The sequence below is a fragment of the Achromobacter dolens genome (assembly GCF_902859745.1).
Classification (GTDB): Bacteria; Pseudomonadota; Gammaproteobacteria; order Burkholderiales; family Burkholderiaceae_B; genus Achromobacter; species Achromobacter dolens.
This window is the reverse complement of the sequence record NZ_CADIJW010000023.1, coordinates 38,241-63,415: the sequence shown is the minus strand read 5'-3', so window position 1 is coordinate 63,415 and position 25,175 is coordinate 38,241. Positions and strand designations below refer to the sequence as shown.

23 protein-coding genes are annotated in these 25,175 nt (G+C 69.2%); 14 read left to right on the top strand and 9 right to left on the bottom strand.

What is annotated here, in order from left to right; genetic code table 11:
- From HV783_RS17060 to HV783_RS17050, 3 genes are all read left to right on the top strand, one after another.
- Window positions 1–1,191 carry a glycosyltransferase family 2 protein gene (locus HV783_RS17060; protein WP_144656186.1) on the top strand — a complete coding sequence of 397 codons (1,191 nt, stop codon included), beginning with the start codon at window positions 1–3 and terminating at the stop codon, window positions 1,189–1,191.
- Window positions 1,188–2,474, top strand: a complete 1,287-nt coding sequence (locus tag HV783_RS17055; RefSeq protein ID WP_054500216.1) for a lipopolysaccharide biosynthesis protein — start codon at window positions 1,188–1,190, stop codon at window positions 2,472–2,474. Before HV783_RS17060 ends, HV783_RS17055 begins: the two co-directional genes overlap by 4 nt.
- 63 nt (window positions 2,475–2,537) lie before the next feature.
- Complete coding sequence (locus tag HV783_RS17050; RefSeq protein ID WP_175189542.1) at window positions 2,538–3,602, top strand: acyltransferase family protein; 1,065 nt, start codon at window positions 2,538–2,540, stop codon at window positions 3,600–3,602.
- On the opposite strand, the gene HV783_RS17045 is transcribed toward HV783_RS17050, so the two are convergent.
- Genes HV783_RS17045 through HV783_RS17025 form a run of 5 tightly spaced genes read right to left on the bottom strand, consistent with a single transcriptional unit; the run spans window position 3,574 to window position 9,166 of the window.
- Window positions 3,574–4,590, bottom strand: coding sequence for a capsular biosynthesis protein (locus tag HV783_RS17045; protein ID WP_175189541.1), 1,017 nt, complete (start codon window positions 4,588–4,590; stop codon window positions 3,574–3,576). The genes HV783_RS17050 and HV783_RS17045 overlap by 29 nt on opposite strands.
- 26 nt (window positions 4,591–4,616) lie before the next feature.
- Complete coding sequence (locus tag HV783_RS17040) at window positions 4,617–5,549, bottom strand: NAD-dependent epimerase/dehydratase family protein (RefSeq protein ID WP_175189540.1); 933 nt, start codon at window positions 5,547–5,549, stop codon at window positions 4,617–4,619.
- Window positions 5,546–7,231 carry an FAD-dependent oxidoreductase gene (locus HV783_RS17035; RefSeq protein ID WP_254603927.1) on the bottom strand — a complete coding sequence of 562 codons (1,686 nt, stop codon included), beginning with the start codon at window positions 7,229–7,231 and terminating at the stop codon, window positions 5,546–5,548. The genes HV783_RS17040 and HV783_RS17035 overlap by 4 nt, the downstream gene beginning before the upstream one ends.
- 55 nt (window positions 7,232–7,286) lie before the next feature.
- Window positions 7,287–8,048 (bottom strand): SGNH/GDSL hydrolase family protein, encoded by a 762-nt coding sequence (locus HV783_RS17030; RefSeq protein WP_144656174.1) that lies wholly within the window; start codon window positions 8,046–8,048, stop codon window positions 7,287–7,289.
- Window positions 8,048–9,166 (bottom strand): SLBB domain-containing protein, encoded by a 1,119-nt coding sequence (locus tag HV783_RS17025; RefSeq protein ID WP_175189539.1) that lies wholly within the window; start codon window positions 9,164–9,166, stop codon window positions 8,048–8,050. Before HV783_RS17025 ends, HV783_RS17030 begins: the two co-directional genes overlap by 1 nt.
- Window positions 9,167–9,438: 272 nt before the next feature.
- Between HV783_RS17025 and HV783_RS17020 the strand changes: the two genes are divergently transcribed.
- The 11 genes from HV783_RS17020 (at window position 9,439) to HV783_RS16970 (ending at window position 21,512) form a co-directional block, all read left to right on the top strand.
- Window positions 9,439–10,203 carry a WecB/TagA/CpsF family glycosyltransferase gene (locus HV783_RS17020; RefSeq protein ID WP_054500222.1) on the top strand — a complete coding sequence of 255 codons (765 nt, stop codon included), beginning with the start codon at window positions 9,439–9,441 and terminating at the stop codon, window positions 10,201–10,203.
- A complete protein-coding gene (locus tag HV783_RS17015) occupies window positions 10,200–11,006 on the top strand; it encodes a hypothetical protein (RefSeq protein ID WP_175189538.1) in 807 nt (268 codons plus the stop codon). Before HV783_RS17020 ends, HV783_RS17015 begins: the two co-directional genes overlap by 4 nt.
- Entirely contained in the window at window positions 11,003–11,383 is a 381-nt protein-coding gene (locus HV783_RS17010) for a hypothetical protein (RefSeq protein ID WP_254603926.1), read from the top strand. The genes HV783_RS17015 and HV783_RS17010 overlap by 4 nt, the downstream gene beginning before the upstream one ends.
- The gene (locus HV783_RS17005; RefSeq protein ID WP_254603924.1) at window positions 11,374–15,336 is read left to right on the top strand and encodes a cellulose biosynthesis protein BcsC; all 3,963 of its coding nucleotides are present in this window, start codon (window positions 11,374–11,376) and stop codon (window positions 15,334–15,336) included. Before HV783_RS17010 ends, HV783_RS17005 begins: the two co-directional genes overlap by 10 nt.
- 25 nt (window positions 15,337–15,361) lie before the next feature.
- Window positions 15,362–16,024 (top strand): SGNH/GDSL hydrolase family protein, encoded by a 663-nt coding sequence (locus HV783_RS17000; RefSeq protein WP_081273406.1) that lies wholly within the window; start codon window positions 15,362–15,364, stop codon window positions 16,022–16,024.
- 32 nt (window positions 16,025–16,056) lie between these two features.
- Entirely contained in the window at window positions 16,057–16,731 is a 675-nt protein-coding gene (locus HV783_RS16995; RefSeq protein WP_054500232.1) for a cell division protein FtsQ, read from the top strand.
- 65 nt (window positions 16,732–16,796) lie between these two features.
- Window positions 16,797–18,206 carry an MBOAT family O-acyltransferase gene (locus tag HV783_RS16990; protein WP_175189537.1) on the top strand — a complete coding sequence of 470 codons (1,410 nt, stop codon included), beginning with the start codon at window positions 16,797–16,799 and terminating at the stop codon, window positions 18,204–18,206.
- 11 nt (window positions 18,207–18,217) lie between these two features.
- A complete protein-coding gene (locus tag HV783_RS16985; RefSeq protein WP_144656151.1) occupies window positions 18,218–19,360 on the top strand; it encodes an alginate O-acetyltransferase AlgX-related protein in 1,143 nt (380 codons plus the stop codon).
- A 118-nt stretch (window positions 19,361–19,478) separates the two neighbouring features.
- Window positions 19,479–20,216: a hypothetical protein gene (locus HV783_RS16980; RefSeq protein WP_175189536.1), complete on the top strand. Its 738-nt coding sequence runs from the start codon at window positions 19,479–19,481 to the stop codon at window positions 20,214–20,216.
- 208 nt (window positions 20,217–20,424) lie between these two features.
- Window positions 20,425–20,826 carry a hypothetical protein gene (locus HV783_RS16975; protein ID WP_175189535.1) on the top strand — a complete coding sequence of 134 codons (402 nt, stop codon included), beginning with the start codon at window positions 20,425–20,427 and terminating at the stop codon, window positions 20,824–20,826.
- Window positions 20,827–20,981: 155 nt separating this feature from the next.
- Window positions 20,982–21,512, top strand: a complete 531-nt coding sequence (locus tag HV783_RS16970; RefSeq protein ID WP_175189534.1) for a hypothetical protein — start codon at window positions 20,982–20,984, stop codon at window positions 21,510–21,512.
- Window positions 21,513–21,563: 51 nt separating this feature from the next.
- Here HV783_RS16970 and HV783_RS16965 read toward each other — a convergent pair whose 3' ends face one another.
- The 4 genes from HV783_RS16965 to HV783_RS16950 are packed head-to-tail and all read right to left on the bottom strand — an operon-like array spanning window position 21,564 to window position 25,169.
- Window positions 21,564–22,631, bottom strand: coding sequence for a branched-chain amino acid ABC transporter permease (locus tag HV783_RS16965; protein ID WP_054500237.1), 1,068 nt, complete (start codon window positions 22,629–22,631; stop codon window positions 21,564–21,566).
- 11 nt (window positions 22,632–22,642) lie between these two features.
- On the bottom strand, window positions 22,643–23,653 hold the full coding sequence (locus tag HV783_RS16960) for a branched-chain amino acid ABC transporter permease (protein ID WP_054500238.1): 1,011 nt from the start codon (window positions 23,651–23,653) through the stop codon (window positions 22,643–22,645).
- Window positions 23,650–24,402, bottom strand: a complete 753-nt coding sequence (locus HV783_RS16955) for an ABC transporter ATP-binding protein (protein WP_175189533.1) — start codon at window positions 24,400–24,402, stop codon at window positions 23,650–23,652. The genes HV783_RS16960 and HV783_RS16955 overlap by 4 nt, the downstream gene beginning before the upstream one ends.
- On the bottom strand, window positions 24,399–25,169 hold the full coding sequence (locus HV783_RS16950; RefSeq protein WP_144656143.1) for an ABC transporter ATP-binding protein: 771 nt from the start codon (window positions 25,167–25,169) through the stop codon (window positions 24,399–24,401). Before HV783_RS16950 ends, HV783_RS16955 begins: the two co-directional genes overlap by 4 nt.
- Between the last annotated feature and the right edge of the window lie 6 nt (window positions 25,170–25,175).

Genomic DNA, 25,175 nt, shown 5'->3' with positions numbered 1-25,175 from the left:
ATGGCCGGCTTCCTGCACCTGATCCTGTTCATCATCGCCTTGCCCGTCACGGCGGCCACCGCCTATCTGGGCCTGCTGACGCTGCTGTCGGCGCGCCTGCCGCGGCCACAGCCGCAACGGCGCGACATGCGCTTCGACATCCTGGTGCCGGCGCACAACGAGACCGCGGTGATCGAGCGCACGGTGCGCAGCCTGGCGGCCATCGACTGGCCGCGCGAGCATTACCGCGTCATCGTCATCGCCGACAATTGCACCGACGACACGGCGGCGCTGGCGCGCGCCGCGGGCGCCGAGGTGATCGAGCGCCATGACGACCAGCATCGCGGCAAGGGCTACGCGCTGGAGTACGGCATCGCGCGCAGCGCGGCCGACGGCTTCGCGCATGCGGTCGCGGTGATCGACGCCGACACCGAGGTCACGCCCAACCTGCTGGCCGCCTACGCCGCGCGCATCGAGCAGGGGGCGGCGGTGATGCAGGTGCATTATGGGGTGCTCAATCCGGACGAGTCGTGGCGCACGCGCATCATCACCATCGCCTATGGCGCCTTTCATGCGGTGCGGGGCCGCGCGCGTGAACGGTTGCGCGCCTCCAACGGCCTGCGCGGCAATGGCATGTGCATGACGCACGCGTTGCTGCGCGAGGTGCCGTTCAATATCCATTCGATGGCGGAAGATCTGGAGTATGGCGTGGTGCTGGGCCTGCACGGCCACCGCGTGGTCTATATCGACGAGGCCAGCGCCGACGCGGAACTGGTGGCGTCCGAGCGCGGTTCGCGCACGCAGCGCCAGCGCTGGGAGGGAGGCCGCCTGGCGGTGATGCGGACCTATGTCGGCCGCCTCTTGCGCCAGGCCGTCATGCGGCCGAGCTGGATCTGCCTGGAACTGGCGATTGACCTGCTGACCATGCCGCTGGGCTACATCGCGCTGCAGATCGGCGCGTTGCTGGTGCTGGGCGGGCTGGCCGCGTGGCTGCTGCCCGGCGCCGGGCTGGCCACATGGCCGCTGCTGGCGCTGGTCCTGCTGGGCGTGCTGGCGCTGCACGCGTTGCGCGGCTGGCAACTGTCGCCGCTGGGGCCGCGAGCGCTGCTGGACCTGCTGCGCGTGCCGTTTTTCGTGCTGTGGAAACTGTACGTGCTGTTGCGCAACCGCCGCAACAAGCATTGGATCAAAACCGATCGGGATTCCAAGTGACGCGGACACGCTTTTCGGCTTCGGGCCTGGCGCGCCTGTTCGGCAGCTCGATTGCCGATCAGGCCATGCTGTCGGCCGCCAACTTCGGCGTCGGCCTGATCCTGATCCGCTACGCGCCCGAGGCGCAGTACGGCTATTACATCCTGGCCTTCAACACCATGATGTTGCTGACGACGCTGCAGGGCACCTTCATTGGCACGCCGATGGTGATCCGCCTGCCCGCCCTGGACGAGGCGGCGCGGCGCCAGTGGATGGGCAGCCTGCTGCGGGACCAGAAATGGCTGGGGGCGCTGGGCGGTGCGTTGGCGCTGGCCGTGGCGCTGGCCGGCTGGGCGATGGGACTGTTCGACGGCGGATCGACGCTGGTGGTGGTGGCGGCCATCGGCCTGGTGCTGGCGGCGCTGTACCGCGAATACCTGCGCGGCATCCTGTTGATGTACCACCGTCCACAACAGGTGCTGGGCGCGGACGCGATCTACGTGGCGGTGCTGCTGGCCGGCTGCGCGCTCGCGGTCAGGACGCCGGCGGCGGCGGCCGGCGCCCTGCTTGCAGGCACGATGGCGGCGCTGGCCTGCGCCGGGGCGCTGCGCCGGGTGCTGGCCAACGATATCGAGCGCGACGCGGCGCCCGGCCGCCTGCGCGAGATCGCCCGCATGGGGTTCTGGGCTGCCTCGGGCGGCGTCATCTATTGGTTGTTCAACCAGGGCTACAACTTCCTGACCGCGGCCACGCTGGACCTGGCGGCCGTGGCGGCGCTGGCCGCCTCGCGCCTGACGCTGATGCCGATCAACCTGCTGCTGGCCGGCATGCAGAAGCAGTTGACGCCGCTGGCGTCCGACTGGATGCACGGCATGGGCGCGCGCCGTACGCTGCGCCGCCTGATGCTGTTCTCGCTGGCGCTGGCGCTGTTCACGCTGCTGTACGGGGCGGTGATCTGGCTGCTGCGCGACTGGATCTTCCTGGACCTGATGCGCAAGGATTTTCCGCAGCGCGACCTGCTGCTGGTGCTGTGGATCGGGCTGTTCGTGCTGATGGTGATCCGCGAGCCGATCATGATGGTGCCGCTGCTGCGCCAGCGCTTTCGCGCGCTGAGCGCGGCCACCCTGGTCTGTGCGCTGATCGCATTGGCGATAAGCTATGTCGGCATGCTGCAGTTGGGTCCCATTGGCGCGGTCATCGGCATCCTGGTCGGCGAAGCCTGCTATGGGCTGGCGGTGCTCGTCATGGCATGGCGCGAAGTGCGGCGCGATGACGGCTACGCCATCCGGGAGGCGCGGTCATGACTCCTTGCCATCCGGCGGCGCGCATGCCCGCTTTCCATTCTTACCGTACCAGGTAAATCGTTCATGGACATTCTTTCGATTCAGTACCTGCGCGGCGTCGCGGCCATGATGGTGGTGCTGGTCCACCTGTATCCGCAGCTCGAGCGCATGGGCTACCAGGGCTACTGGCCGCATTGGCTGGCCGCCGGCGTGGACATCTTTTTCGTCCTGAGCGGCTTCCTGATGTGGATCACGACGCGCGGCAAGAAAGTCGGCGTGCTGGAGTTCTACCGCCGTCGCGCGGTGCGCATCGTTCCGCTTTACTGGGTGCTGACCTCGGTGGCGGTGGCGGTGATGTTGATCGCGCCGCACCTGCTGCAGACTACCCGCTTCGGCCTGTTCCATGTGATTGCCTCGTATCTGTTCGTGATGGTGCCGAATCCGGCGGGCCTGATCGAACCTGTGCTGACGGTGGGGTGGACGCTTAATTACGAGATGCTCTATTACGTCATTTTCGGCCTGACGCTGGTGCTGCCGACGGCGTGGCGCTTCGCGACCACGACCCTCGTGCTGCTCGGCCTGAGCATGCTGGGATGGTTCGTGGTGGGCGACGACACGCCCATTCTCAAGGTCTATACGTCGGACATCGTGCTCGAGTTCGTGCTGGGCATGAGCGTGGGCTGGTGGTTCTCGCGGCCGCACAAGGGCGGCTCGGCGGGGCTGGGCTGGGCGCTGGTGCTCGGCGGCTTCGTGGTGATCGGGCTGATGTCGGTGCTGGCGCCAAACGCCTCGCGGCCCTTGGCGCAGGGCGTGCCGGCGGCGGCGATCGTGGTGGGCGCGATTCTGCTGGAACGCTTCCACGCGCTGCCGCGCCTGAATTTCCTGCACAAGCTGGGCGACGCCTCGTACTCGCTGTACCTGTCTCACGCCTTCGTGCTGTCGGCCGTCAGCCAGGGCTGGCGCAAGCTGCACCTGGACAGCCTGCCGGGCGGGCAGGTGGCGTTCTGCGTCGTCGGCATCCTGGCCTGCACGGTGGTGGGGCTGCTGGTCTACCAGTTGATGGAGCGGCCGCTGATCAACCTCTTCAAGAAGCCGCGCGAGCAGGAGGCCTCCAAGGCCGCTACCCGCCGATCCGTAGCCGGTCTTTGAGCAGGCGCAGCCAGCGCTTGTGGCGGCGCGCCGCGGCGCGCTGGGGCGTCCAGTCGATCATGCTGTCGTGGATGTCGTAATGACCGCGCTGGGCGTCCGGCACCTGGCCCGATTCGACCGCGGCGATCAGTTCCGGCAGCCTGCGGTAGAACTCCGCGCCGCGATAGGGCGGGTGCAGTGACCACAGCCCGGGCGCCGAACCCAGCAGATCGACGCGGTGCAGGCCGTTGGCGCGCAGCACCTCGCTCAGGATGACTTCGGCCTCGCGCACGTCCGGCGGGTTGCCCAGTAGATGCGATTTGGTCCGCTGTACGGCGCTTGGCCGCAGCAGCGGCAGGTGGCCGAGCGTGGCGCGCAGCCGTTCCATATCGAGCATGAAGATACGCGTGCTGGCGTTCTGGAAGCGATAGGCGGGGGCGCCGGCGATATCGACGCGTTCGGGTTCGGGCAGGCCGTGGCCATGGACCGCCGCGTCGGCGCGCGGCGGGCCGGGGAACGGGCCGGTCAGCAGCACGGTGGGATCCTGCTCGGTGTAGGCGATGGCCTCTTCTACCCAGGTGCGGCTGCCGCCGCCGAACAGCATGTCGCCATCGAAGTGCACGATGTGGCGCGCCTGGCTGTGGTGCATGCCGTAGAAGTAGGCGTAGAACGGGCCGCCGTCCCATGCCTTGACCGGGATGTCGTCGACGCCGAAGAACGATTGCGCCACCTCGCGCCGGGCAGCCGGGGCGTAATCGACCTCGATGACGTCGAGCTGGGGCGTGTCGCGGCGCAGGTCTTGCGCCAGGGCCAGCAGCTTGCCGCGGTATTCGTCGAAGTGCGTGCCGCGATAGCGGCCCGATCGGCTGCGGTGCGTGTCGATGGTGACGAGGATGCGGTCGACCATGGGCGCCCAGACACGGATCTGGTGCGGCAGCAGCAGCGCCGCATGGGGATAGTCCATGGGGTACATGCTGATCTGGGCGGCGACGCGATAGGGGTAGGCCACGGCCGGTTCTCCTGGTTCTGGCGGCATCATGTCCGGGCGGCGGCGACGGTCGCCGCCAGACCCTGCTGCAGGGAGGTCCAGCGCAGCCCGAGCTGCTGCTCGGCGCGCGTCGAGACCAGCCGGATGGGCTGGCGCCAGAGGCGCGCCAGCGACGGTGGAATCGGCGGCGGCAGGCGCAGGCCCACGCGTCGCAGGCCGATCTCGGCGATCTTCAGCACCGGCGCCAGCAGATGCGTTTCGATCTTCAGGCGGCGCGGGCCGATGCGCTTGACCGGCACGGCGTCGAGCGCGCGCGCATAGGCCAGGAAGTAGCCGTTCCAGTCGGGCGCTTCGGCCATGGCGAGGTTGTAGGCCGCAGCCGCGGTCGGCGTGCGCAGGCCGGCCAGCACTGCCGCTACGACGTCGTCGATGTAGACGAGGTTGCTGCAGCCGTCGCCGGCCGCGCCCAGGTCGCCGATGCGGTGCGCGCGCAGCAGGTCGGCGATGCGCAGGCTCCATTGTGGACTGTCGGGTCCGTAGATGCAGCCCGGCCGCAAGGTGACGACGGTCTCGCGCGCGGCCAGCAGCCGTTCGGCTTCGACCTTGGCGCCGGCATAGCCTTGCAGGTTCGCGGCCACGGGATGGTCTTCGCCAATGTCGCCGCGCGCCGCGCCATAGACCGCCATGGAACTGAAATGCACCAGGCGCGCTTCGCGCGCGTCGAGCGCGGCCACCAGGGCGCGGGCGCCGGCCGTCATGGCGTCGGGAGAGCCGGCCACGCAATTGACCACGGCGTCGACTTCGCCCAGGGCGCGCGTGACCGCGGCGGGGTCGGTGGCGTCGAGAACGATCTCGCGGCCTTGCTGCCGGGCGCGGCGCACGCCCGCCACCGGGTCGGCCCAGTCGCTGGCGGCCAGCGCCGACACCACGCGCCGGCCGACATAGCCATTGGCGCCCAGGACCAGAATGCGTTGTTTCATGTGCGGGTCTCCGTGGCTGCGCCGCTTGACGCGTGAACGCGGCGCAGGTGATCGGCCAGGCGCAGGGCCAGCGCGACGATGGTCAGGGTCGGGTTGGCCTGGCCGGAGGTCGGGAAGACCGCCGAGCCGGCGACGTACAGATTGGGGGTTTCGTGCACGCGGCAGTCGGCGTTGACGACGCTGTCGCGCGGATCGTTCCCCATGCGCGCCGTGCCGATATGGTGACCGCCGTAGGCGCCATAGCGCGTCATCTCGGCCTCGACCTGCCCAGGGTCGTAGTCGAAGCGGCCCACGCCGCTGGCGGCCAGGGCCTCGGCCAGCGCCGCCAGCGCGGTCTGCACGGTGGCAACATCGCGGGGCGTGTAGCGCCAGTCGATGTGCAGGCGGCGCATTCCGAGCGCGTCGACGTCATTGCCCAGCGTGACGCGGCTGTCGGGGTTGGGCTCTTGTTCGGCGTGGAAATCGAGGCTGTAGCGGCGGTTGCGCGGGTGGACGATGATGGACGGAAACTTGCGCGCGGCCAGCTTGTGTTCAGTCAGCATGTGCCACATGAAGCGCGCGGTGGCCGGGGCGCCCAGCAACACGTTGCGCAGGTGGCTGAGCCACAGGCCGAGCGAACCTGGCGTGTCGCCATACAGGCGCTTGGCGTATTCGTAGGGAACGACGGGCCGGGCCAGGTACAGCGCCGACAGGACGCCGCTGCCGTGTCCAGGGTCCGGAATGCGCGGATGGTGCAGGCGCGCGATGAAGTTGCCCGCGTGCAGGCGGCGCTGCGCCTCGGGTTGCAGCGCCAGGCGCCGGCGGCAATAGATGCCTTCGTCGGAAACCTCGTAGCCGTGCCAGACGGAACGGGCGCCGGCCAGGTCGACGTTGCCGATGGTGCCGGCGATGTGGCACATGTAGTAGCGGCCCACCACGTCGTGCGCGTTGCCCAGTCCGCGGCCGCTGGCGCCGGGGTTGGCGAGCAGCAGCCGCGCGGTTTCCAGTCCGCCGGTGGCGAGCACGTAGGCGCGCGCCTGGACCGTGAAGACATTGTTGCCGGCCAGCGTGCGGACGCGGGCCGGGCCAACGGGCGCGCCGGCCGCACCGTTGTCGAGCTTGCACAGGTTGGCATGCTGCAGCACGCGCACCGGTCCCTGGCGCAGCCGCTCGGCATAGCGCCAGCCGAAATCGGTGGGCACGCTGAAGCGTTCCAGGGTATCGGTGGAGAACTCGGGGCTGTCGAAGCCTTCGATCATCGGCCGCACGGGCCGATGGAAGGCGGTCTCGACGGTGTAGGCGAAATCGCCGGCTTCGCACAGTTGGTTGGCGCGCGGGTAGTAGGACCGCAGGTCGTCCAGGCTGATGGGCCAGCCGCTGTGCGCGATGTAGTCGCGCGGCTCGAAGTCGATGGGATCGAACGGCATGCAGCGGCCACCCCAGATGGTGGTGGAGCCGCCCATGCGGCGCTGGCGGTAGCGCTCGGGCTCGGGGTGCATGCGGGCGTCGGCGACACTGCCCGCGTAGAGCGCCTGGGTGGTCTTGTCCTCGGCCGGGCCGCCGCTTTCGAGCAGCACCACGTCCAGGCCGCTGTCCAGCAGGGCCAGGGCCAGCGTGATGCCGGCGGCGCCACCGCCGACGATGCACAGGTCGGCGGTGAGGGTCGAGCCGTTCGGAATGGTGTTGGCGTCCAGGATCATCATGTCGCTCCGGGCAGGCGCCGCAAGCCTGGTGCCGCGCGTGCGCGGACCAAGGGCATCAGTATCGCACGGCGGCGCCCGCCGGCAGCTTCAGCGTTTCGTGGATGTAGCCGGCGAAGGCGGTATAGCCGGCGATGTTCGGATGCACGCCGTCGGCGAACATGCCCGGCGCCAGCTTGAGGAAATCGTTGGTGCCGCCGCTGGACCAGTACAGGTAGTCCACGACCCGCACATGCGGGTACTGGCGCGGCAGGTCTTGTAGCAGCCAGGCATTGAAGGCGCGGGTCAGCTCGATCATGGGCGGCGTCATGCCGAGGTAGGCGCCGACGTTGTCCACGACCAGCGGGATGCCCAGTTTCGCCGTGGTCCGCGCGAAGTAGGTGAAGTTGTCCTGCAGGGTCTGCAGCGGCACCATGCCGACGGCGACATCGTTGATGCCGACATGCAGATACGCCAGGCTCGGTCGCGAGCCGGCGGGCAGGGTGCGCGCGCCGCGGCCATCGCCGGGATCGTATTCCTCGGCCAGCACGTCGCGGCGCCAGCGGGCGCGGACCTGCGCCGACATCTGGCCGCCGATGCCATGGTTGAAATGGAACACGCCGGAATAGCGCGCCAGGTCGTAGGAGAGCTGGCCCGGATTGGACGGATAGTCCGGCACGAACTGGCCCTGCACGTTCAGGCGGCCCTTGCGCTGGATCTCGCCTTCGGCGATGGAGTCGCCGACCACCACGGCGTAGATGCGCTGGTCGCGCGCCCATGCGGGCAGCGCGGCGCATCCCGGGGCCAGCAGCAGGGCCGAGAGCAGGCTGCGGCGGTTCATCAGAAGAAGCGCTCGTTGACGTGGATGACGTCGCCGGGCTGGACCGCGTCGGTCAGCTTGGCGCGTCGGTCGGTGATCTCGCCGGTCAGCGCGTCCGTGCGGTTGAGGTCGATGCGGCTGTCGGACGCGCGCGGCGTCAGGCCGCCGGCGACCGCCAGGGCGCGCATGACGTTCAGGCCCTGTTCCAACGGATAGGCGCCGGGCTTGCCGACTTCGCCGTAGACGTAGAAGCGCGGCGCTTCCGGCACGAACACCACGTCGCCCGGTTGCAGCTCGGTGTCCTGCAGGCTTTGCGAGGGCGATTGGCGATTGCCCACGTAGAGATTGATGCGGTCGTTGCCGCCGCCGGCGCGGCGCACCAGGGTGGCAACGTCGCCAGCGCCGCCCGTGGCGCCGCCGGCCATGGCCAATAGTTCCAGCACCGACAGCTTGCCTTCGATGGGGTAGCGGCCCGGCCTCGCGACCTGTCCCAGCACCGACACGATGCGGCTGCGCAGCGTGACGACCTCGACGGCGACCTGCGGATCGGTCATGTAGCCCTTGCTGCGCAGGTCCTGTTCGATGCGTTTGCCGATGGCCGCGGGCGTCAGGCCCGAGGCGCGGACGTTGCCCAGCATCGGCACCACGATCTGGCCGTCGGCATCGACCGTGGCGCGGGCCTGGGTGCCGCCGGTGCCAAGGATGTTGATGTTGAGCGTGTCGCCCGGCCCGACCGCGCCGATGGCGCTGCCGATGGCCTGCTCCAGGGCCGGGTCGGCCGGCGCCACGGCGGCCTGGCGCGGGGTGGGCACGACGCCGTTTTCCGGCAACCGGTTGCCGGCCATGTGGCGGTCGGTGCCGCGATCACCGCTGCCGCTCTTGACCGCGGGCGGCACGGCCGGCGGCGTGTAGGCGGCGGGCGGCGCGGGCGGAGCGGCGACCGGCGGGGTCGGCTGCGGGCGCACGGGTGCGCCAATGGGGGCGGGCGGGGTGTAGGCGGGGGACTCGTAGGGCGCGTTGTAGCGCTTGAAGTCGTTGTCGGGCGAGGGCGCCGCCGGACGGGACGGGGACACGGGGTCGGGGATCGGCAGGTCCTGCGCGCCCGCCGCATGCGCACAGGCCAGCAGCGCCGCCAACATCGCTTTCCGCCATATCGTCGTCAGACACGCCACGTTATTCTCCGATCCTTTGGTTAAAGGTTGCGCGCGTCCAATAGTAGCCGAAGCAAAACGCCACACTATGGGTATTTTAAATACAATACGCGCGTGCCGGCTCGATGGATGTGGTTTTCTCAAACGCAAACGTGAGACCATTGTTCCCGAGCTTACCGCCCTTCGTAGCGAGATCCTCCTTGCACAGTTCAGAGCACGTATCCGACCCCCGCGGAACTGCGAACGACGATATCCCCGTCATGCCCGTCGTGCGGCTGTTCGACCTCGATATCGCGGCAGTCTCCTTCGATGAGGCCGTCGAGGGCCTGGCGCAGGCGGCCGTGCGCCGCGACGGTCGCGCCCGCATCGTGGTCACGCCCAATGTCGATCATGTGGTGCGCCTGGATGCCTCGCCGGAATTCCGCGAGCGCTACGCCAAGGCCGATTTCATCTTCGCCGACGGCATGCCCGTGGTGTGGGCCAGCCGTTTCCTGGGCCAGCCGCTGCCCGAGCGCATCACCGGTTCCGACCTGTTCGTCGCGCTGTGCCAGCGCGCCCAGCGCGAGGGCTGGCAAGTGATGCTGCTGGGCGGCATGCCTGGCTCCGAGCCCGACCTGCTCGCGCGTTTCGCGCAGTATTACCCGGGTTTGAACATCGATATCGTCAGCCCCTCGATGCGCTTCGATCCGCTCGGACCCGAGGGGCAGGCCTATGCCGACCGTGTGCGCGAACGCCGGCCCGACGTGGTCTTCCTGTGCGTGGGCATGCCCAAGCAGGAACACTGGGTGCTGCATCACGCCGGCGAGTTGCCCGGGGGGATCCTGCTTTGCGTGGGCGCGGCCATGGAATTCGCCATCGGCCTGCAACGCCGTGCGCCCATGTGGATGCAGCGCATCGGCCTGGAATGGCTGTGGCGCCTGGCCAGCAACCCGCGCCGCCTGTGGCGCCGGTATCTGGTCGACGATCCACGCTTCCTGGGACTTTGCTGGCGGCAATGGCGCAAGCGGCGCGGCTCGGCGCCGTGATCTTGCGCCCCGGCGCCAGCCTTGCCTTGGATGGCGGGGCCAAGCGAAGCACGGTCACGATCGGACGCAAGCTGGCCGCGGCCAGCCTGATGATGTGCGGCGTCCAGGCCATGGGCGCGCCGGGGCCGGCCGACTACGCCGTGCAACTGGGCAGTTCCTACCAATACCAGAGCAATCCCGCGCGCCTGCCGCAGTCGTCTTCCGACATCCGGGGCGCGGGCGTCTGGGTCAATTCGGTCGGCCTGGGGCTGCGCATGCCGCTGCTGTCCGACGACACCCGGCTGGACGTGGGCGGCACGCTGGCCGATGCCCGCTACAGCAATAACCGGCAGCTCGACCACCAGCCCGGCAACATGCTGTCGACGCTGCATTGGCGCGCCGGCCGGCTGTTCGCCGGGCGCTTCGATTACGGCTACCAGAGCCAGCTCAATCCCAACATGGCGCGCACCTGGCCCGACCGCGACCTGCAGACGCGCGACAACAAGTCGGCCGAGCTGGGCCTGCGCATCTCGGAGCGGCTGACGCTGCCGGTGTTCGGCGTCTTCACCAACGGCACGCGCTACGACCAGGACATCAACCGCACCCTGTATGACCGCAAGGACCAGGGCTGGCAACTGTCGGCGCGCTATGCCGGGTTCGGCCGCTCCTTCGCGCAGACGGGCCTGCGCCATACCCAGGTCGATTACTACGGCCGCACGCCGGACCTGGTCGCGACCATCGACGACCGCTACACGGACAACGAGGCTTTCGTCGCGGCGCGCTGGGACTACAGCCCCAAGACGCTGATCTGTGGGCTGGCATGACGCCGGCCGAAGATCCCGCCGCCCGGCCGCTACTGGCTGCGCTGTCAGGCATGGCCACCGCCGTCGGCGCCACGGGCGTGCCGCCCGAGTCAGTGGACGTGGACAGCGGCCAAGTCCAGGGCCAGGGGCCGTTCGGTTTCTCGGCCGCCCTGTTGCCGTATTTCCAGGCGCGCGGGCAGAATGACCTGCTGCAGGGACAGTTGCGGCGCGTGCGCGAGGCCTGGGCTGCCAGCCAGGCCCCTGCGCGGCTGGCGGTTCAGCAGCCGCCTTATTACGATTACGTGCTCAGCCTGTTCGGGATGGGCTGGTTCGAGCAGCGGTACCGGTTCGGTGCCACCGGCCGTGTGTCATTGGAGTGGGAGAAGAAATGTCCTTGAACCGCCACAAGCTGGCCATCGGCGTTCTGGCCGCCCTGATGCACCAGAGTGGCTGGGCCCAACCGGCCGCCACCGCTTCGCTGCTGGAGCAGGGACGCTACTGGCAGAACCAGGGCGACTCCAAGCGCGCCGCGCAGGCCTGGGAAAAGCTGCTCCTGTCCGATCCCTCGCAGCAGGAGGCGATGTACGGCCTTGGGCTGGCGGCGGTGCGCGAAAAGCGCCTGGACGATGCCCAGGGCTACCTGACCCGGCTCAAGCAGCTCAACGCCAACGGCACCTTCACCAAGCGCCTGCAGCAGGATATTGGCCTGGCCGGCGGCGCCGCCGCGGCCGACCTCGACCGCGCGCGCATGCTGGCGGCCTCGGGCGAGATCGACAAGGCGATGCAGGCCTACGACCAGGCCCTGCAGGGCCGCGAGCCGCAGGGCGAGATCGCGCTCGAGTACTACAGTTTCCTCGGCTATTCGGACAAGGGCCTGTCGCGCGCCATCACCGGCCTGCAGCGGCTCTCGCGCGAGACGCCCGGCAATCCGAACGTCCAGTTGGCCCTGGCCAAGCACCTGATCCGCGACGAAGACCGGCGCGCCGACGGCGTGCGCATGCTGGCGCAGTTGGCGCAACGCAAGGACGTCGGCGCCGACGCCACCGAAAGCTGGCGCGCCGGCCTGATCTGGCTGGGCGCGCCGAACGCCAGCGAGAAGCCGCTGTTCGAGGCCTATCTGGCGGCGCATCCGGACGACAAGGAAGTGCGCGCGGTGCTCGACAATCCGTCGGCCAAACGCGGCGCGCCGGCGCCGGTCTGGCGCCAGGATGCGCGCCTGGTGCGCGGCTTCGCGGCGTTGAAGAACGGCGACCTGGCCGCGGCCGAAGCCGCGTTCCAGGAAAAGCTGCGCGCCACCCCCAATGATCCGGACGCACTGGGCGGCCTGGGGCTGGTGCGCATGCAGCAGGACCGCAACGCCGAGGCCCAGGAACTGCTGTCGCGCGCGGCGGCCCGTCCCGGTGCCGGGCGCAACTGGACCCGCGCCCTCGCGGGGGTGCGCTACTGGAACCTGCTGGACCAGGCCGAGGCGGCACGCCAGCGGGGCGACGGCGACGGCGCGCGCAAGCTGCTCGAACAGGCCATCCGGCTGGACGGCAATGCCACCGGCGCCTACAACGCCATCGGCCGGGCCTATGCCAGCGCCGGCGACATGGCCAACGCCGAGAAGACCTATCGCTACGTGCTTGCCCGGCACAAGAATGATCCCGAGGCGGTGCGCGGCCTGGCCGACGTGCTGGCCCAGACCGGCCGCGCCGAAGAAGCCCTGCGGCTGGTCGATGCGCTGCCGGCGGGCCAGACGGGCGACGTCAGTCGCCTGCGCGCGGCCGTCATGGCGGGCCAGGCGCGCGAGGCGGAAAAGCGCGGCGACACGGCCGGCGCGCGTCGCATGCTGGAAGACGCGCGCAGGACGGACCCGCGCAATCCCTGGACCACCTACGAGTTGGCGCGGCTGCTGTTGCGCAGCGGTGAATCGGTCCGCGCGCAACAGATCATGGACGAGACGTTGCGCGTGCAACCGGACTCGGCCGACGCGCTGCACGCCAACGCGCTGTTCGCGTCCGAGCGCGGTGAATGGGGCCGTGCCTACGACATCCTGGCGCGCATCCCGGAGAACCGCCGCACCCCGGAAATCACGCGCTTTCAGCGCAACGTGTGGGTGCACGAGCAGGCGGCCCAGGCCTCGCGCCTGGCGCAGTCGGGCGACGCGGCGCAGGCGCGCCAGCGCCTGGCCGGCTTGCAGGCCGCGGCGGGCAACGATCCCGAGTTGCTTGGCGCAATCGCCCAGGCCTATATCGACGCGGGCGACACGCCGCAGGCGCTCGCCGTGATGCGGCCGCTGGTGGATGGAAGCCGGCCGGCCGGCCCGGATGTGTTGATCCCGTACTCCAGCGTGCTGCTCAAGAGCGGCGATGACGCCGGCACCGCGGCCGTGCTGCGCCAGGTGCAGAAGCTGCCGATGGACGCCGACCAGCATCGCAGTTTCCAGGACCTGGTCAGCCTGTATACCGTGCGCCAGGCCGAGGCCATGCGCCAGCGCGGCGACCTGGTGGCTGCCTACGACATCCTGCAGCCGGTGCTCAAGCGCCGGCCTGACGATCCCCTGGCCCAGGGCGCGCTGGCGCGCATGTATGTCGCCGCCGGCGACCGCGACAAGGCCCTGGCCATCTATCGTGGCCTGCAGGCGCGCGATCCCGACAACGCGCAGTTGCAGATCGCCGTCGCCGGCATCGCCGCCGAGGCCGATGACTGGCGCTCGGCCGAAGCCTCGATGGACAAGGCGCTGGCGCTGGCGCCGAACGATCCCGACGTGCTGGCCGGCGCGGCGCGCATCTACCGTTCGCGCGGCAAGACCGGGCGCGCCGCCGCGCTGTACCAGCAGGCCATCGCCGCCCAGCAGGCGCGCGGCGGCGGCACCATGGTGGCCAGCGGCGCGGCGCCCGCCAACTATGCCGACGGCAACCCCTTCGTCGGCCTGCCGGGCCAGCGTTCGCGGTCCACCCGCGTGACGCAGGTCATGGGAGAGGCCCTCAACGACCCGCAGGTTCCCACCTATGGCGCCGGCTACGGCACGGGCTATGCCGCAGGGTACGGCGCCAGCTATGACGGCGCGCCCATGGTGTCGCGCCAGGAGCCCTATGTCATTGCCGGCGCGCAGGATTCGCGCGCGGCCGCCAACCCGCCCGCGGCCTATGGCGGCGGCGCGGCGTCGCCCACCCTGCAACGGGAACTCGACGAGGTCATGCAGGAGCGCAGCGCCGAGGTCCGCGTGGGCGGCTTCGTCCGGTCAAACAACGGTGAAGCCGGCATGAGCAAGATGACCGAGATCGACGCGCCCATCGAGGCCCTGATTCCGGCGGGCGATGGCAAGATCTCGCTGCGCGCGACGCCAGTGACCCTGGACGCTGGTCGCCTTGGCGACGACTATTCCAGCAACAGCCGCTTTGGCGGCGGCCCGGTGGCGGCCACGGCGCAGCAGGCGGGATTGGTGGGCGGAGCCGGCAAGCAGCGCGACTCGGGCGTGGGCCTGTCGGTCGGCTACACCATGCAGGGCCTGAGCGCCGACATCGGCACCACGCCGCTGGGCTTCGAGTATTCGAACGTGGTCGGTGGCGTGCGCCTGAACGGCCCCATCGACCGCGGCGCGGGCACCTGGTACAGCGTGGACCTGTCGCGCCGCGCGGTGACCGACAGCCTGGTGTCCTTCGCCGGCGCGCGCGACGACCGCACCGGCCAGCGCTGGGGCGCGGTCACGGCCACCGGCGTGGGCGGCCAGATCGGCATGGACAACAAGGACTACGGCGTCTACGCCTACGGTTCGTGGCGCAGCCTGGACGGCCACAATGTCGAGTCCAACAGCCGCACCGAGGTCGGCACCGGCATCTATTGGAACCTGACGCGCGAAACCAACCGCATGCTGACGGCCGGCCTGAACCTGGGCGCGATCTTCTACGACAACAACCAGCGCTTCTTCACCTACGGCCACGGCGGCTATTTCAGCCCGCAGCAGTTCTACGCGCTGAGCTTCCCCGTGACCTGGGCGCAGCGCGATGGCCGCTTCACATACAAGCTGCAAGGTTCGGTCGGCCTGCGCCATTTCAAGGAAGACGGCGCCGACTATTTCCCGACCAGCGGCGGCATGCAGGCGGCGGCCAACGCGGCGAACCGCGCCGTCTATGGCGCCCCGGCGACCTACGAAGGGCAGTCGCGCACCGGCGTGGGCTACAACCTGGCGGCGGCGGGCGAGTACCAGTTGTCGCCCAATCTGTTCCTGGGCGGCACCATGGCCATGGACAACGCCACCGATTACCGCCAATACGTGGGCGGGCTCTATCTGCGCTACGCGTTCTATCCGCAGACGCGTCCGCTGGACCTGCCGGTCAATCCCTATCAGTCGCCGTACGCCCGCTAGGGACGTCTCATCAAGGAGTATTGCCATGCTGACCTCTCTTTTTGCCGGAATGAGCATCCTGTTGATCGGCGACAGCCATCTGGCCGCGCCCGGTTACCTGATCACGACCCTGCAGGACGACCTGGTCAAGCAGGGCGCGGTGGTGCAGACCATCGGCGTGTGCGGCAGCAATGCCGGTGACTGGCTCAAGACCACGCCCAGCACCTGCGGCGGCGCCGAGCGCCTCAACGACGGCCAGATCGTGCTCAAGGGCAAGGATGCCCGCACCACCCCGGTCACCGACCTGATCGCGGCCAAAAAGCCCAACCTGGTGGTGATCGTGCTCGGCGACACCATGGCCGGCTACACCAATCCATCCTTTCCCAAGACCTGGGCCTGGCAGCAGACGACCGCACTGACCAAGGCCATCTCGGGCACCGGCACGGCCTGCGTCTGGATCGGTCCCAGCTGGGGCACCGAGGGCGGCAAATACAACAAGAATTTCGCGCGGGTCAAGCAGGTGTCGGCCTTCCTGGGCAGCAACGTGGCGCCCTGCGCGTACATCGATTCGACCCAGTTCTCGACGCCCGGCCAGTGGCCCACCACCGACGGCCAGCACTACACCAACACCGGCTACAAGGCCTGGGGCGACGCCATTGCCAAGCAATTGGGCGAGCTGCCGCAGGTCAAGGCGCTGCAGAAGAAATGACGCGCGCGATCCCCGCTTCCAAAGGACAACGGATGAGCATCCTCCTGTCGCGCGGCCTGGCCGCCCTGTCGTTCGCCCTGGCCGCCGGCGTTGCCGGCGCGGCGCAGATCCAGCTCTATGACACCGGCCCGGCCGAGGACGCGTCGTTCGTGCGCTTCGTCAACGGCGGCGCCGAGCCGATGGCGGTGAGCGCCAAGGGATCGCAGGCGCGCATCCAGCTCGACGCCGCCCATCCCGCGTCGGATTTCATGCCGGTCAAGGCGGGCGCGAAGATGCAGGGCCTGCTCGAAAGCGGCGGCCGCAAGCAGGAGGTGGCCATCTCGGTGCAGCCCGGCGAATTCGCCTCGGTGGTCGGCCTGCCCGGCAAGGACGGCCTGCAGGCGCGCATCGTGCGCGAGCAGCCCGAGGACTTCAACGCGCTCAAGGTCTCGGTGGGGTTCTACAACCTCGATCCGTCATGCGCCGACGCCGGCCTGCTGGCCGTGCCGCGCAACCTGGCGATGTTCGAGCACGTGGCCGATGGCGGCGCCGCGCGGAGACTGGTCAATCCCGTGTCCCTGAAGGTGCGAGCCAGTTGCGGGGGCCAGCCCGCGGGGCCGGAGCTGGATCTGGGCGCGCTGCAGGCCGGCGAACGCCACACCGTGTTCCTGCTGCCGTCGGCGCAGGGTCCCCGCCTGTTGCACGCGCCGGACCAGACGGCCCGCTGATCCGGCCCCTAACGGCGGGGGCGCGGCCCCCGCTTCGATAACAATATCTCCGGCCACCCTCCGCCATGGTCTTCGCGTCCCTCGAATTCCTGACGCTGTTCCTGCCGCTGTTCCTCGTCGTCTACGCGCTGACGCCGCAGCCCGCGCGCAATTTCGTGCTGCTGGTCGGTAGCTGGATTTTCTATAGCTGGCTCAAGCCAATCTACCTGTTGCTGCTGGTCGCGGTCACCGTCGTGGCATGGGCCGGCGGCCTGATGCTGGAGCAGTTGCGCGCCGGCCATCGCCGCAAGGTGCTCCTGACCCTGCTGTTGACGGCCAATGTGGCGGCGCTGTGCTGGTACAAGTACGCCAACATCCTGGTGTCGACGTTCAACGACGTTGCAGCCATGGCGGGCGCCGTGCCGCTGGCCTGGGAGCGGGTGGCGCTGCCGGCGGGCCTGTCCTTCTTCGTGCTGCAGGCCATCTCCTACCTGGTGGACGTCTATCGCCAGGACGTGCGCGCCGAACGCAACTTCATCGACTTCGCCGCCTACAAGGCCATGTTCGGCCAGTTGATCGCCGGCCCCATCATCCGCTGGGCCTGGGTCGAGAAGGAGATCGCCCATCGGACCATGGATTGGCGCAATTTCTGCCTGGGGGCGCGGCGCTTCATGATCGGCATGAGCATGAAGGTGCTGGTGGCCGATACGCTGGCGCCCGTGGTCGATGCCGCCTTCGCCCTGCGTACGCCCTCGTTGGCCGACGCCTGGATCGGCTGCGGCGCCTACACCCTGCAACTGTTCTTCGACTTCGCCGGCTATAGCGCGATGGCCATCGGCCTGGGCCTGATGATGGGCTTTCACCTGCCGGAGAACTTCAACAACCCCTACCTGGCGCGCAGCATCCAGGACTTCTGGCGGCGCTGGCACCTGTCGCTGTCGAGCTGGATCCGCGACTACCTGTACATTCCCATGGGCGGCAATCGCCTGGGCGTGTGGAAGACCTATCGCAACCTGCTGCTGACCATGGGCATCGCCGGTCTCTGGCATGGCGGCGAGAGCTGGAACTTCCTGCTGTGGGGCCTGGCGCATGGCGCCGCGCTGGCCGTGGCGCGCGCCTGGAACGGCAATGGCCTGCCGGCGCTGCCGGGCTGGCTGTCGCGCGTCGCCACGCTGTTGTTCGTGATGCTGGCCTGGACCATCTTCCGCGCGGTCGACTTTCATGCCGCGCTGGCCATGTATCGGGGCCAGTTCGGCCTGAATGGCATCGGCCTGGGCGATTCGATGTTGTATGTGCTGCGGCCGACCCACTGGCTGGCCGCCGCGCTGGGCATCATGTGCGTCATCCTGCCCGCCTGGCAGCCGTGGTGGTCGGCGCGGCCGGCCGGCATGTTGCGCACGGCCTGGAGCGCGGTGTGGCCGGTGGCCGGCTTCCTGCTGGCCTACGCGCTGATCGCGGCGCGCGGCGCCGTGCCTTTCCTCTACTTCCAATTCTGAGGCCGGAGACGATGAGCGCCCATCACGATACCCCGGCCCCGCCGCCCATAGCCCATGCCTCGGTGGCCAACCGCCGCGCCAGCCAGCTCGCCGGCGTGGCGCTGGTGCTCTTCATGGCCGGCGCCATGCTCAGCAACATCTGGTGGAGCCTGGACCACGACGTGCTGCCGGACGACACCTCGCTGCCGCGCGTGCTGGATGGCGGCGTCACGCACGACCTGTCGTTGCGCCTGGCCGACATGACATTCAGCAGCGAGGCCGCGCGCCTGCAACGTGGCCTGGGCTGGCTGACGCTGGGCGACCTGGGCCCGCGCGTGCGGCGGGGCTGCGATGGTTGGCTGTTCCTGGGCGATGAACTGCAGCCCCATCCCGCCGCGCGCGAGAACCAGGCCGAGCGGGCCCGCATCGTCGTGTCGCTGCGCGACGCGCTGGCTGCCCGCGGCATCCGGCTGCTGGTGGCCGTGGTGCCGGACAAGAGCCGCATCGAGTCCGCGCGCCTGTGCGGCCTGCACCGTTCGGCGGGCTTCGAGGACCGGCTGTCGAGCTGGGTCGGCGTGCTGCGCGCGCAGGGCGTGGCGACGGTCGACCTGAGCGCCGCGCTGCGCGGCGTGCCGCAGGACGCCTATTACCGCAACGACTCGCACTGGACCGAGGCCGGCGCCGGCGCCGCCGCGCGCGCCGTCGCCGAGCAGGTGCGCGCCAGCGGCGTCGCGCTGCAGGCGCCGCAGCGCTGGCGCGTCACTGCCCAGCCGCCCGCGCCACGGCCTGGCGACCTGGTGCGGCTGGCCGGGGTCGATTGGCTGCCGCTGGCCTGGCAGCCGCGCGCCGAAGTGGTCGCGCTGCATACCTACACGCCGGAGGCCGCCGCGTCCGCCGGCGATGCCGACGACCTGTTCGGCGACAGCGCCTTGCCTTCGCTGGCGCTGGTGGGCACCTCGTTCTCGCGCACCTCGGAGTTCCTGCCGCAATTGTCACGGGACCTCGGCGTGGCGGTCGGCAACTTCGCCCGCGACGGCGGCAAGTTCGGCGGCGCGGCGCAGTCGTACTTCAAGAGTCCCGCCTGGAAGCAGAGTCCGCCGCGTCTCCTGATCTGGGAGATGGACGAACGCGACCTGGGCGCGCCCCTGGCCGCCGAGGACCGCGTGGGGTTCTGAATGTCGCCACGGCCAGTGCCAATGAAACCGGTTGCAGCAAATATCGCCGTGCTGGAAATGGACTGTATCCGGATGCTTGATATACCTGTGCCTGTCTACACGCAGCGTCGAGGCGGCCATGGCGATAGAGAGCGTCCAACAGCATGCGTATGCGCGAGGCTGGCTGCGGCCCGTGGCGCTGGGGGTCTCGGTATCGGCGCACGCAGCCGCGGTATTCTGGCTGTTTCAGCCGCCGGCCGCTGAGTCCGTTCCCGCGTCGCCGCCGCCAGCGCAGGTCATGTACGTGACGCTGACGTCCGAGCCGGCATCCCCACCGCACCACGCGCCGCCACGGCCCGCCATTTCCCCGAACCCGTCCAGGCCGCCGCCGCCGGTCAAGTCCATCCCCATCAAGCCTGTCGAGGTGGGCTCGGCCGCTGGCCAGAAGCAGGCGCAACCGGACACGCCGTTCGTGGATGGCCTGCGACCGAACGCCGGGTTGTTGGCGCAGATCCGCGAGCCGGTTGCCGGCGCCGGCGGCCGCGACGGCACGGATGCATTGCGGAACTGGTGCACCACCCCGGCGACGACTCCCGTGGGGTCGACGGCGCAGCCCGCTCCCGCGAAGCCGCCGCGCGATCCGGATGCCGACATCGTCGTGGTCGATTGCGAATGCCTGATCGCGATGGTGCGCCCATACCAACTGACCGGCGAACAGATGGCCATGTACCTCGCCTTCGTCGACCCGCGGAGCACCACGGAGCGGTTCCTGGGCCTGGCCGCCACCTACCGCGCCAAGCATGGCTTGGCGAAGACCAGACGGTTGATGGACACGTTCGACGAAATGGCCAACAAGCTCGATACATGCGCCGCCTGAGGCCGCGCGTGGTCCGCGGCCGGCCGGAAAGTTAAACTACCCGCGGCACGGATGAATGGGCGGGCGCTGAACGCCGCGCCGCGTGCCCTCGGGGAACGAAGACATCATGCGAGGTTTCAGGAAGGGGCTTGCGCTCGGGTGGCTGGCTGTGAGCGGCCTGGCCGCCGCATCCGCGCTGGCGCAAGGCCAACCGCCGGCCGGCGTTGTGATGCCCACGTCCGACCCCGCCGCGCTCGGCCGCAGCCTCCTGAACGCCGGCCCCGACCCGCGCGTGCGCCTGGATGGCCTGTCGCTCGATCACGCCGCCATTTTCGGCACTGACGATGAAGGCGAGCAGGCCGTGCTGGATAACGAACGCGCGTTGCAGGCGCAGCGCGACCGACTGCAGGTGCTGGAGCGCCTCTTGACGCAGAAGCCGGCCACGGTCGACCCCTATCCGCCGGCGATGATCCCCCTGAACAACGGCGCGCCGATGAACATGGCGCCGCTCGCGCCGACGCCGTCGGGCTCGCAACTGGGCGGCGCCGCGCAGCGCAGCGTGGACACGATGCAGCGTCGGGTCAATGATCTGCGGCGCGATGCCGACACGATGCGGCAGGGCGGGCGCTAGGCGTTCTGTCCGCCTGGCGCCGCGCGGCGCCGTCCTTTGAAACCCGCCGAAGCAACTGTCGAATGCGCGCCGCGATCGGACCGCGATCGGCCTGATATAACTGGCCACCTGGCGCGAACCGCGCCTGGACAGCGTCCCCATCAGGAGTCAGGCATATGCGTGTCACGGTCTCGAAAGTCGCGTTGTTGCGGTTGGCGCTACTGGTCGCCACAGGCTCGGCGGCCTTTGCCGCCTCGGCCCAGGCGGTGTTGAAGGACCAGGTCATTTCCCGTCCCTGGGACGACAGCCTGGTGGTCGTCGGCAACGACAGCCGGGTGCGCGCCGGCATGACCGTGCGCGATCTGGAGAATCTGGTGCAGCGTGTCGCCGATCAGGGCAAGGCGTTGGAGCAGTTGCGCGCCAGCAATGATGCGCTCAATCGCAAGATCGAGGAGCAGGCGCAGAAGATCGCCAACCTGGAACGCCGACAGGGCGACGGCGGCCGCAGCAGCGACAGCCAGAAGGGCGAACTGGACAAGCTGTCACGGCAGGTGGACAGCCAGAAAAACGAGTTGGACAAGCTGTCGCGCAGCGTGTCGCAACTGGGCAGCGCCAATGATTCCGGCGGCCGCAAGGTCGATGACCTGCAACACCGCATCGACGAGGTCAAGCGCAGCGTGGATGACCTGCGCAGCCGCGTGAAGTGACGCGCGCGGGATGCGGTGTGACTGGCGCCACACCGCATTCCTGCCCGGCAGTCAGCGCCGCCGCGCCAGCTCACGCAAGCGCCCGGCTATCCCGGTCGGGAAGTAGTACACCGACAGCACGAACAGGATGCCCAGCCACAGCAGCCAGCGGTCCGGCTCGAACAGCAGCGCCAGCGGCGCCACGCCGGCGACGGCGTCATGGATCACGTGCAGTCCGTCCTGCAGATAGCTCTGCGCGAACACGAACAGGCTGGCGCCGATTACCGCGCCGTACATCGTGCCCATGCCGCCGATCACCACCATCAGCAGGATGTTGAGCATGATCTCGAACGACAGCGAGGTGTCTGGGCCGTTGTAGCGCAGCCATAGCGCATATAGCGCGCCGGCCAGCGTGGCGAAGGCCGCCGCCAGCAGGTTCGACAGGCTGCGGTACAGCACCGTGCGGTAGCCGATGGCCTCGGCGCGGAACGGATTCTCGCGTATCGCCTGCAGCACCCGGCCGAACGGCGAATTGACGATGCGCAGCAGCATCAGGAACAGCGCCACGCAGACGGCGGCGATCAGGTAGTAGGTGATGATGCGGCCGTCGATGGTCACGCCGAACAGCGGCTCGGCGAATGGCCGGTAGGCCGGGCGCAGCATCTGCGGCACCTTGAAGTTCAGGCCGTCCTCGCCGCCGGTCAGGTCGGATAGCTGTGACACCAGCGTCTGGAACGCCGCCGCGACCGCCAGCGTGATCATGGCGTAGAAGATGGCGCGCACGCGCAGGCTGGCCAGCCCGATCACCAGCGCGAACACCAGCGACACGGCCAGTCCCGCGGCCGTCCCCGCCAGCACCGACAGCCAGTTGGCGTCCAGGCGCAGGCTGGCGATCGCCACGCCATAGGCGCCGATGCCGAAGAACATGGTGTGGGCGAAGCTGACGATGCCGGTGTAGCCCAGCAGCAGGTCATAGCTGGCCACCAGGATCACGAACACCAGGATCTTGGCCGCCACGGCCAGCGACTTGGGGCCGGGAAACAGAAACGGCGCGGCGGCCAGCGCGATGACGATGGCGACCAGCATGACCGCCAGCAGCGCGCTGCGCGGCGGGTCGCCGGAAAGCAGGCGGAAGGACATGAGTGCGATTCCTAGCGATTCGTGACCGGGTACACGCCCTGCGGTCGCCACAGGAGGATGGCGACCATCAGCGCGATGTTCGAGAACAGCGCGGCCTTGGGTATCAGGAAGCCCGTGTAATTGGCCATCAGCCCCACCAGCAGCGCGCCGATCAGGCAGCCCACCGTCGACCCCAGGCCGCCAATCATGATGACGATGAAGATCAGCACGTTCACCTGCGCGCCCAGTTGCGGCACGATGGACTGCTGGTACAGCCCCCACAGCACGCCGCCCAGGCCGGCCAGCATCGAGCCGGCCACGAACACGCCGACGAACAGATGGCGGATGCGGTAGCCCAGGCTTTCGACCATCTCGCGGTCTTCGACGCCGGCGCGGATCAGCAGGCCGAGCTTGGTGCGGTTCAGCAGCCACAGCATGCCGCCCAGCACCACCAGGCCCACCACCAGCGCGACGATGCGGAATTTCTCGATGGCCGCATCGCCGACCAGCAGCGCGCCGCGCAACGCCTCGGGCAGAGGCAGCGACAGCGTCTGCGGGCCCCACAGCATCTTGATGATCTCTTCGCCGATGATCATGCCGCCCATGGTGATGAGGATCTGCTTGAGGTGCTGGCCATAGACCGGCCGCACGATCACGCGCTCGAATGCCACGCCCACCGCGCCGGCCACCAGCATGCCGACGATCAGGGCGGGCAGCACCGCGGCCAGGTTCAGCCACAGGCTGCCGGACTGGGTCCAGTCGGACATCGCGCCGAGGACCGTGGCAGCCATGTAGGCGCCGATGGCGATGAACAGGCCGTGGCCGAAGTTCAGCACGTCCATCAGGCCGAACACCAATGTCATGCCCGAGGCGACGATGAAGATGATCATGCCCATCGCCAGCCCGGCGAAGGTCAGCGTCACCCAGGTCGAGAATGAACCCACCAGCGGCAGCGCGATGGCGGCCAGCGCCAGCACCAGCAGCACCGGGCGCAGGTCGGCGCGGGTCTGCGGCAGGGGTGTATCGATATCGGCGGCGCTCACTGATGCGCTCCCAGCGACAGGCCCAGTAGCCGGGTCTGCAACGCGTCGTCCTGCGCCAGTTCGGCCATGCCGCCGGCGTGCACCACCCGGCCGTTGTCCATGACCGCGACGTGGTCGCCCACCTGGCGCGCGAAGTTGAAGTTCTGCTCCACCAGCAGGATGGTGGTGGAGGCCTGCTTGAGTTCCATGAAGGCGTCGATCATGTTCTGTATGATGGCGGGCGCCAGGCCCTTGCTGGGCTCGTCGACCAGCAGCAGGCGGCGCGGTTCGATGATGGCGCGCGCCACGGCCAGCATCTGCTTCTGGCCGCCCGACAGCTTGCCGGCGGGGTACAGCCAGAATTTCCTGAGCGCGGGAAAGAAGCCGAAGATCCATTCCAGCCGCGCGGTGTCCAACTGCGCGGCGCTGCGCGCCTGGCGCGCGGCCAGCAGGATGTTCTCTTTGACCGACAGGTCGGCGAAGATGCCCATGTTCTCCGGTACGTAGGCGATGCCCTGGCGCGCCATGTCGGGCGGCGAGGTGCGCACGCCCGGGCCGACGACCGCGGCGCCATCAAAGCCGATGTGGCCCTGCGTCGCCTTCCACAGGCCCATGACGGTGCGCAGCGTGGTGGTCTTGCCGGCGCCGTTGCGGCCCAGCAGCATGGTGACGCCGGCGGCCGGCACCGACAGATCCACGCCGTGCAGGATGTGATACGCGCCGATGTGCGTGTGCACGTCCTTCAGTTCCAGCAAGGTGGCGCCGCTCATGTCGTCTTCTCCGGCAGGGCGGCGCCCAGGTAGGCCTGCTGCACGATCGGCGAGGCGATCACCTCGGCGGGCTCGCCGTCGGCCATCAATTCGCCGTTGTGCAGCACCACGATGCGGTCCGCCAGTTCGCGCACCACGTCCATCTTGTGTTCCACCAGCAGGATCGTCTTGGAGGCGTCGGCCTTGATCTCGCGAATCAGGTCCAGCACCACGGGCACATCGTCCACGCTCATGCCGGCGGTGGGCTCGTCGAACATGAACACCTGCGGCTCCAGCGCGATCAGCATGGCGATCTCGAGTTTGCGCTGGTCGCCGTGCGGCAGGTCGGCCGCGGCCTGGTCGCGGCGGGCCGTCAGGCGGGTGCGTTCGAGCAGCGCGTCGGCGCGCGTCAGCAGTGTCCGATCATCGTCCCACGTGCGCCAGAAGCGGATCTGCCGCCAGCCCAGGCCCTGCTGGCGCGACTGCAACGCCAGCCGCACGTTCTCGCGCACCGACAGGCGCGGGAAAAGCTGTGTCAACTGGAAGGCGCGCCCCAGGCCGGCATGCATGCGCGCCGGCGCCGACAGCCCGGTCAGGTCGCGGCCATTCAGGCGCACCGAGCCGGCGCTGGCGCGCAGTTGTCCCGAGATCAGGTTGAAATAGGTGGTCTTGCCCGCGCCGTTGGGCCCGACGATGGCCGTCAGGCTGCCCGGCGCGAAGCGGCAGCTCACCGCGTTGACGGCCACATGGCCGCCGAAGCGGATCGTGAGCGATTGGGTTTCCAGCATGAAGGG

Coding starts and splice junctions, on each gene's coding strand:
- HV783_RS16965 (WP_054500237.1), bottom strand. CDS start 22,631: ATGTCCTTCCGCCTGCTTTCCGGCGACCCGCCGCGCAGCGCGCTGCTG.
- HV783_RS17010 (WP_254603926.1), top strand. CDS start 11,003: ATGACGCCGGCCGAAGATCCCGCCGCCCGGCCGCTACTGGCTGCGCTG.
- HV783_RS17005 (WP_254603924.1), top strand. CDS start 11,374: ATGTCCTTGAACCGCCACAAGCTGGCCATCGGCGTTCTGGCCGCCCTG.
- HV783_RS17030 (WP_144656174.1), bottom strand. CDS start 8,048: ATGAACCGCCGCAGCCTGCTCTCGGCCCTGCTGCTGGCCCCGGGATGC.
- HV783_RS17040 (WP_175189540.1), bottom strand. CDS start 5,549: ATGAAACAACGCATTCTGGTCCTGGGCGCCAATGGCTATGTCGGCCGG.
- HV783_RS16985 (WP_144656151.1), top strand. CDS start 18,218: ATGAGCGCCCATCACGATACCCCGGCCCCGCCGCCCATAGCCCATGCC.
- HV783_RS17000 (WP_081273406.1), top strand. CDS start 15,362: ATGCTGACCTCTCTTTTTGCCGGAATGAGCATCCTGTTGATCGGCGAC.
- HV783_RS16955 (WP_175189533.1), bottom strand. CDS start 24,402: ATGAGCGGCGCCACCTTGCTGGAACTGAAGGACGTGCACACGCACATC.
- HV783_RS17060 (WP_144656186.1), top strand. CDS start 1: ATGGCCGGCTTCCTGCACCTGATCCTGTTCATCATCGCCTTGCCCGTC.
- HV783_RS17020 (WP_054500222.1), top strand. CDS start 9,439: ATGCCCGTCGTGCGGCTGTTCGACCTCGATATCGCGGCAGTCTCCTTC.
- HV783_RS17035 (WP_254603927.1), bottom strand. CDS start 7,231: ATGATGATCCTGGACGCCAACACCATTCCGAACGGCTCGACCCTCACC.
- HV783_RS16980 (WP_175189536.1), top strand. CDS start 19,479: ATGGCGATAGAGAGCGTCCAACAGCATGCGTATGCGCGAGGCTGGCTG.
- HV783_RS16950 (WP_144656143.1), bottom strand. CDS start 25,169: ATGCTGGAAACCCAATCGCTCACGATCCGCTTCGGCGGCCATGTGGCC.
- HV783_RS17025 (WP_175189539.1), bottom strand. CDS start 9,166: ATGTTGGCGGCGCTGCTGGCCTGTGCGCATGCGGCGGGCGCGCAGGAC.
- HV783_RS16975 (WP_175189535.1), top strand. CDS start 20,425: ATGCCCACGTCCGACCCCGCCGCGCTCGGCCGCAGCCTCCTGAACGCC.
- HV783_RS17050 (WP_175189542.1), top strand. CDS start 2,538: ATGGACATTCTTTCGATTCAGTACCTGCGCGGCGTCGCGGCCATGATG.
- HV783_RS16990 (WP_175189537.1), top strand. CDS start 16,797: ATGGTCTTCGCGTCCCTCGAATTCCTGACGCTGTTCCTGCCGCTGTTC.
- HV783_RS16970 (WP_175189534.1), top strand. CDS start 20,982: ATGCGTGTCACGGTCTCGAAAGTCGCGTTGTTGCGGTTGGCGCTACTG.
- HV783_RS16995 (WP_054500232.1), top strand. CDS start 16,057: ATGAGCATCCTCCTGTCGCGCGGCCTGGCCGCCCTGTCGTTCGCCCTG.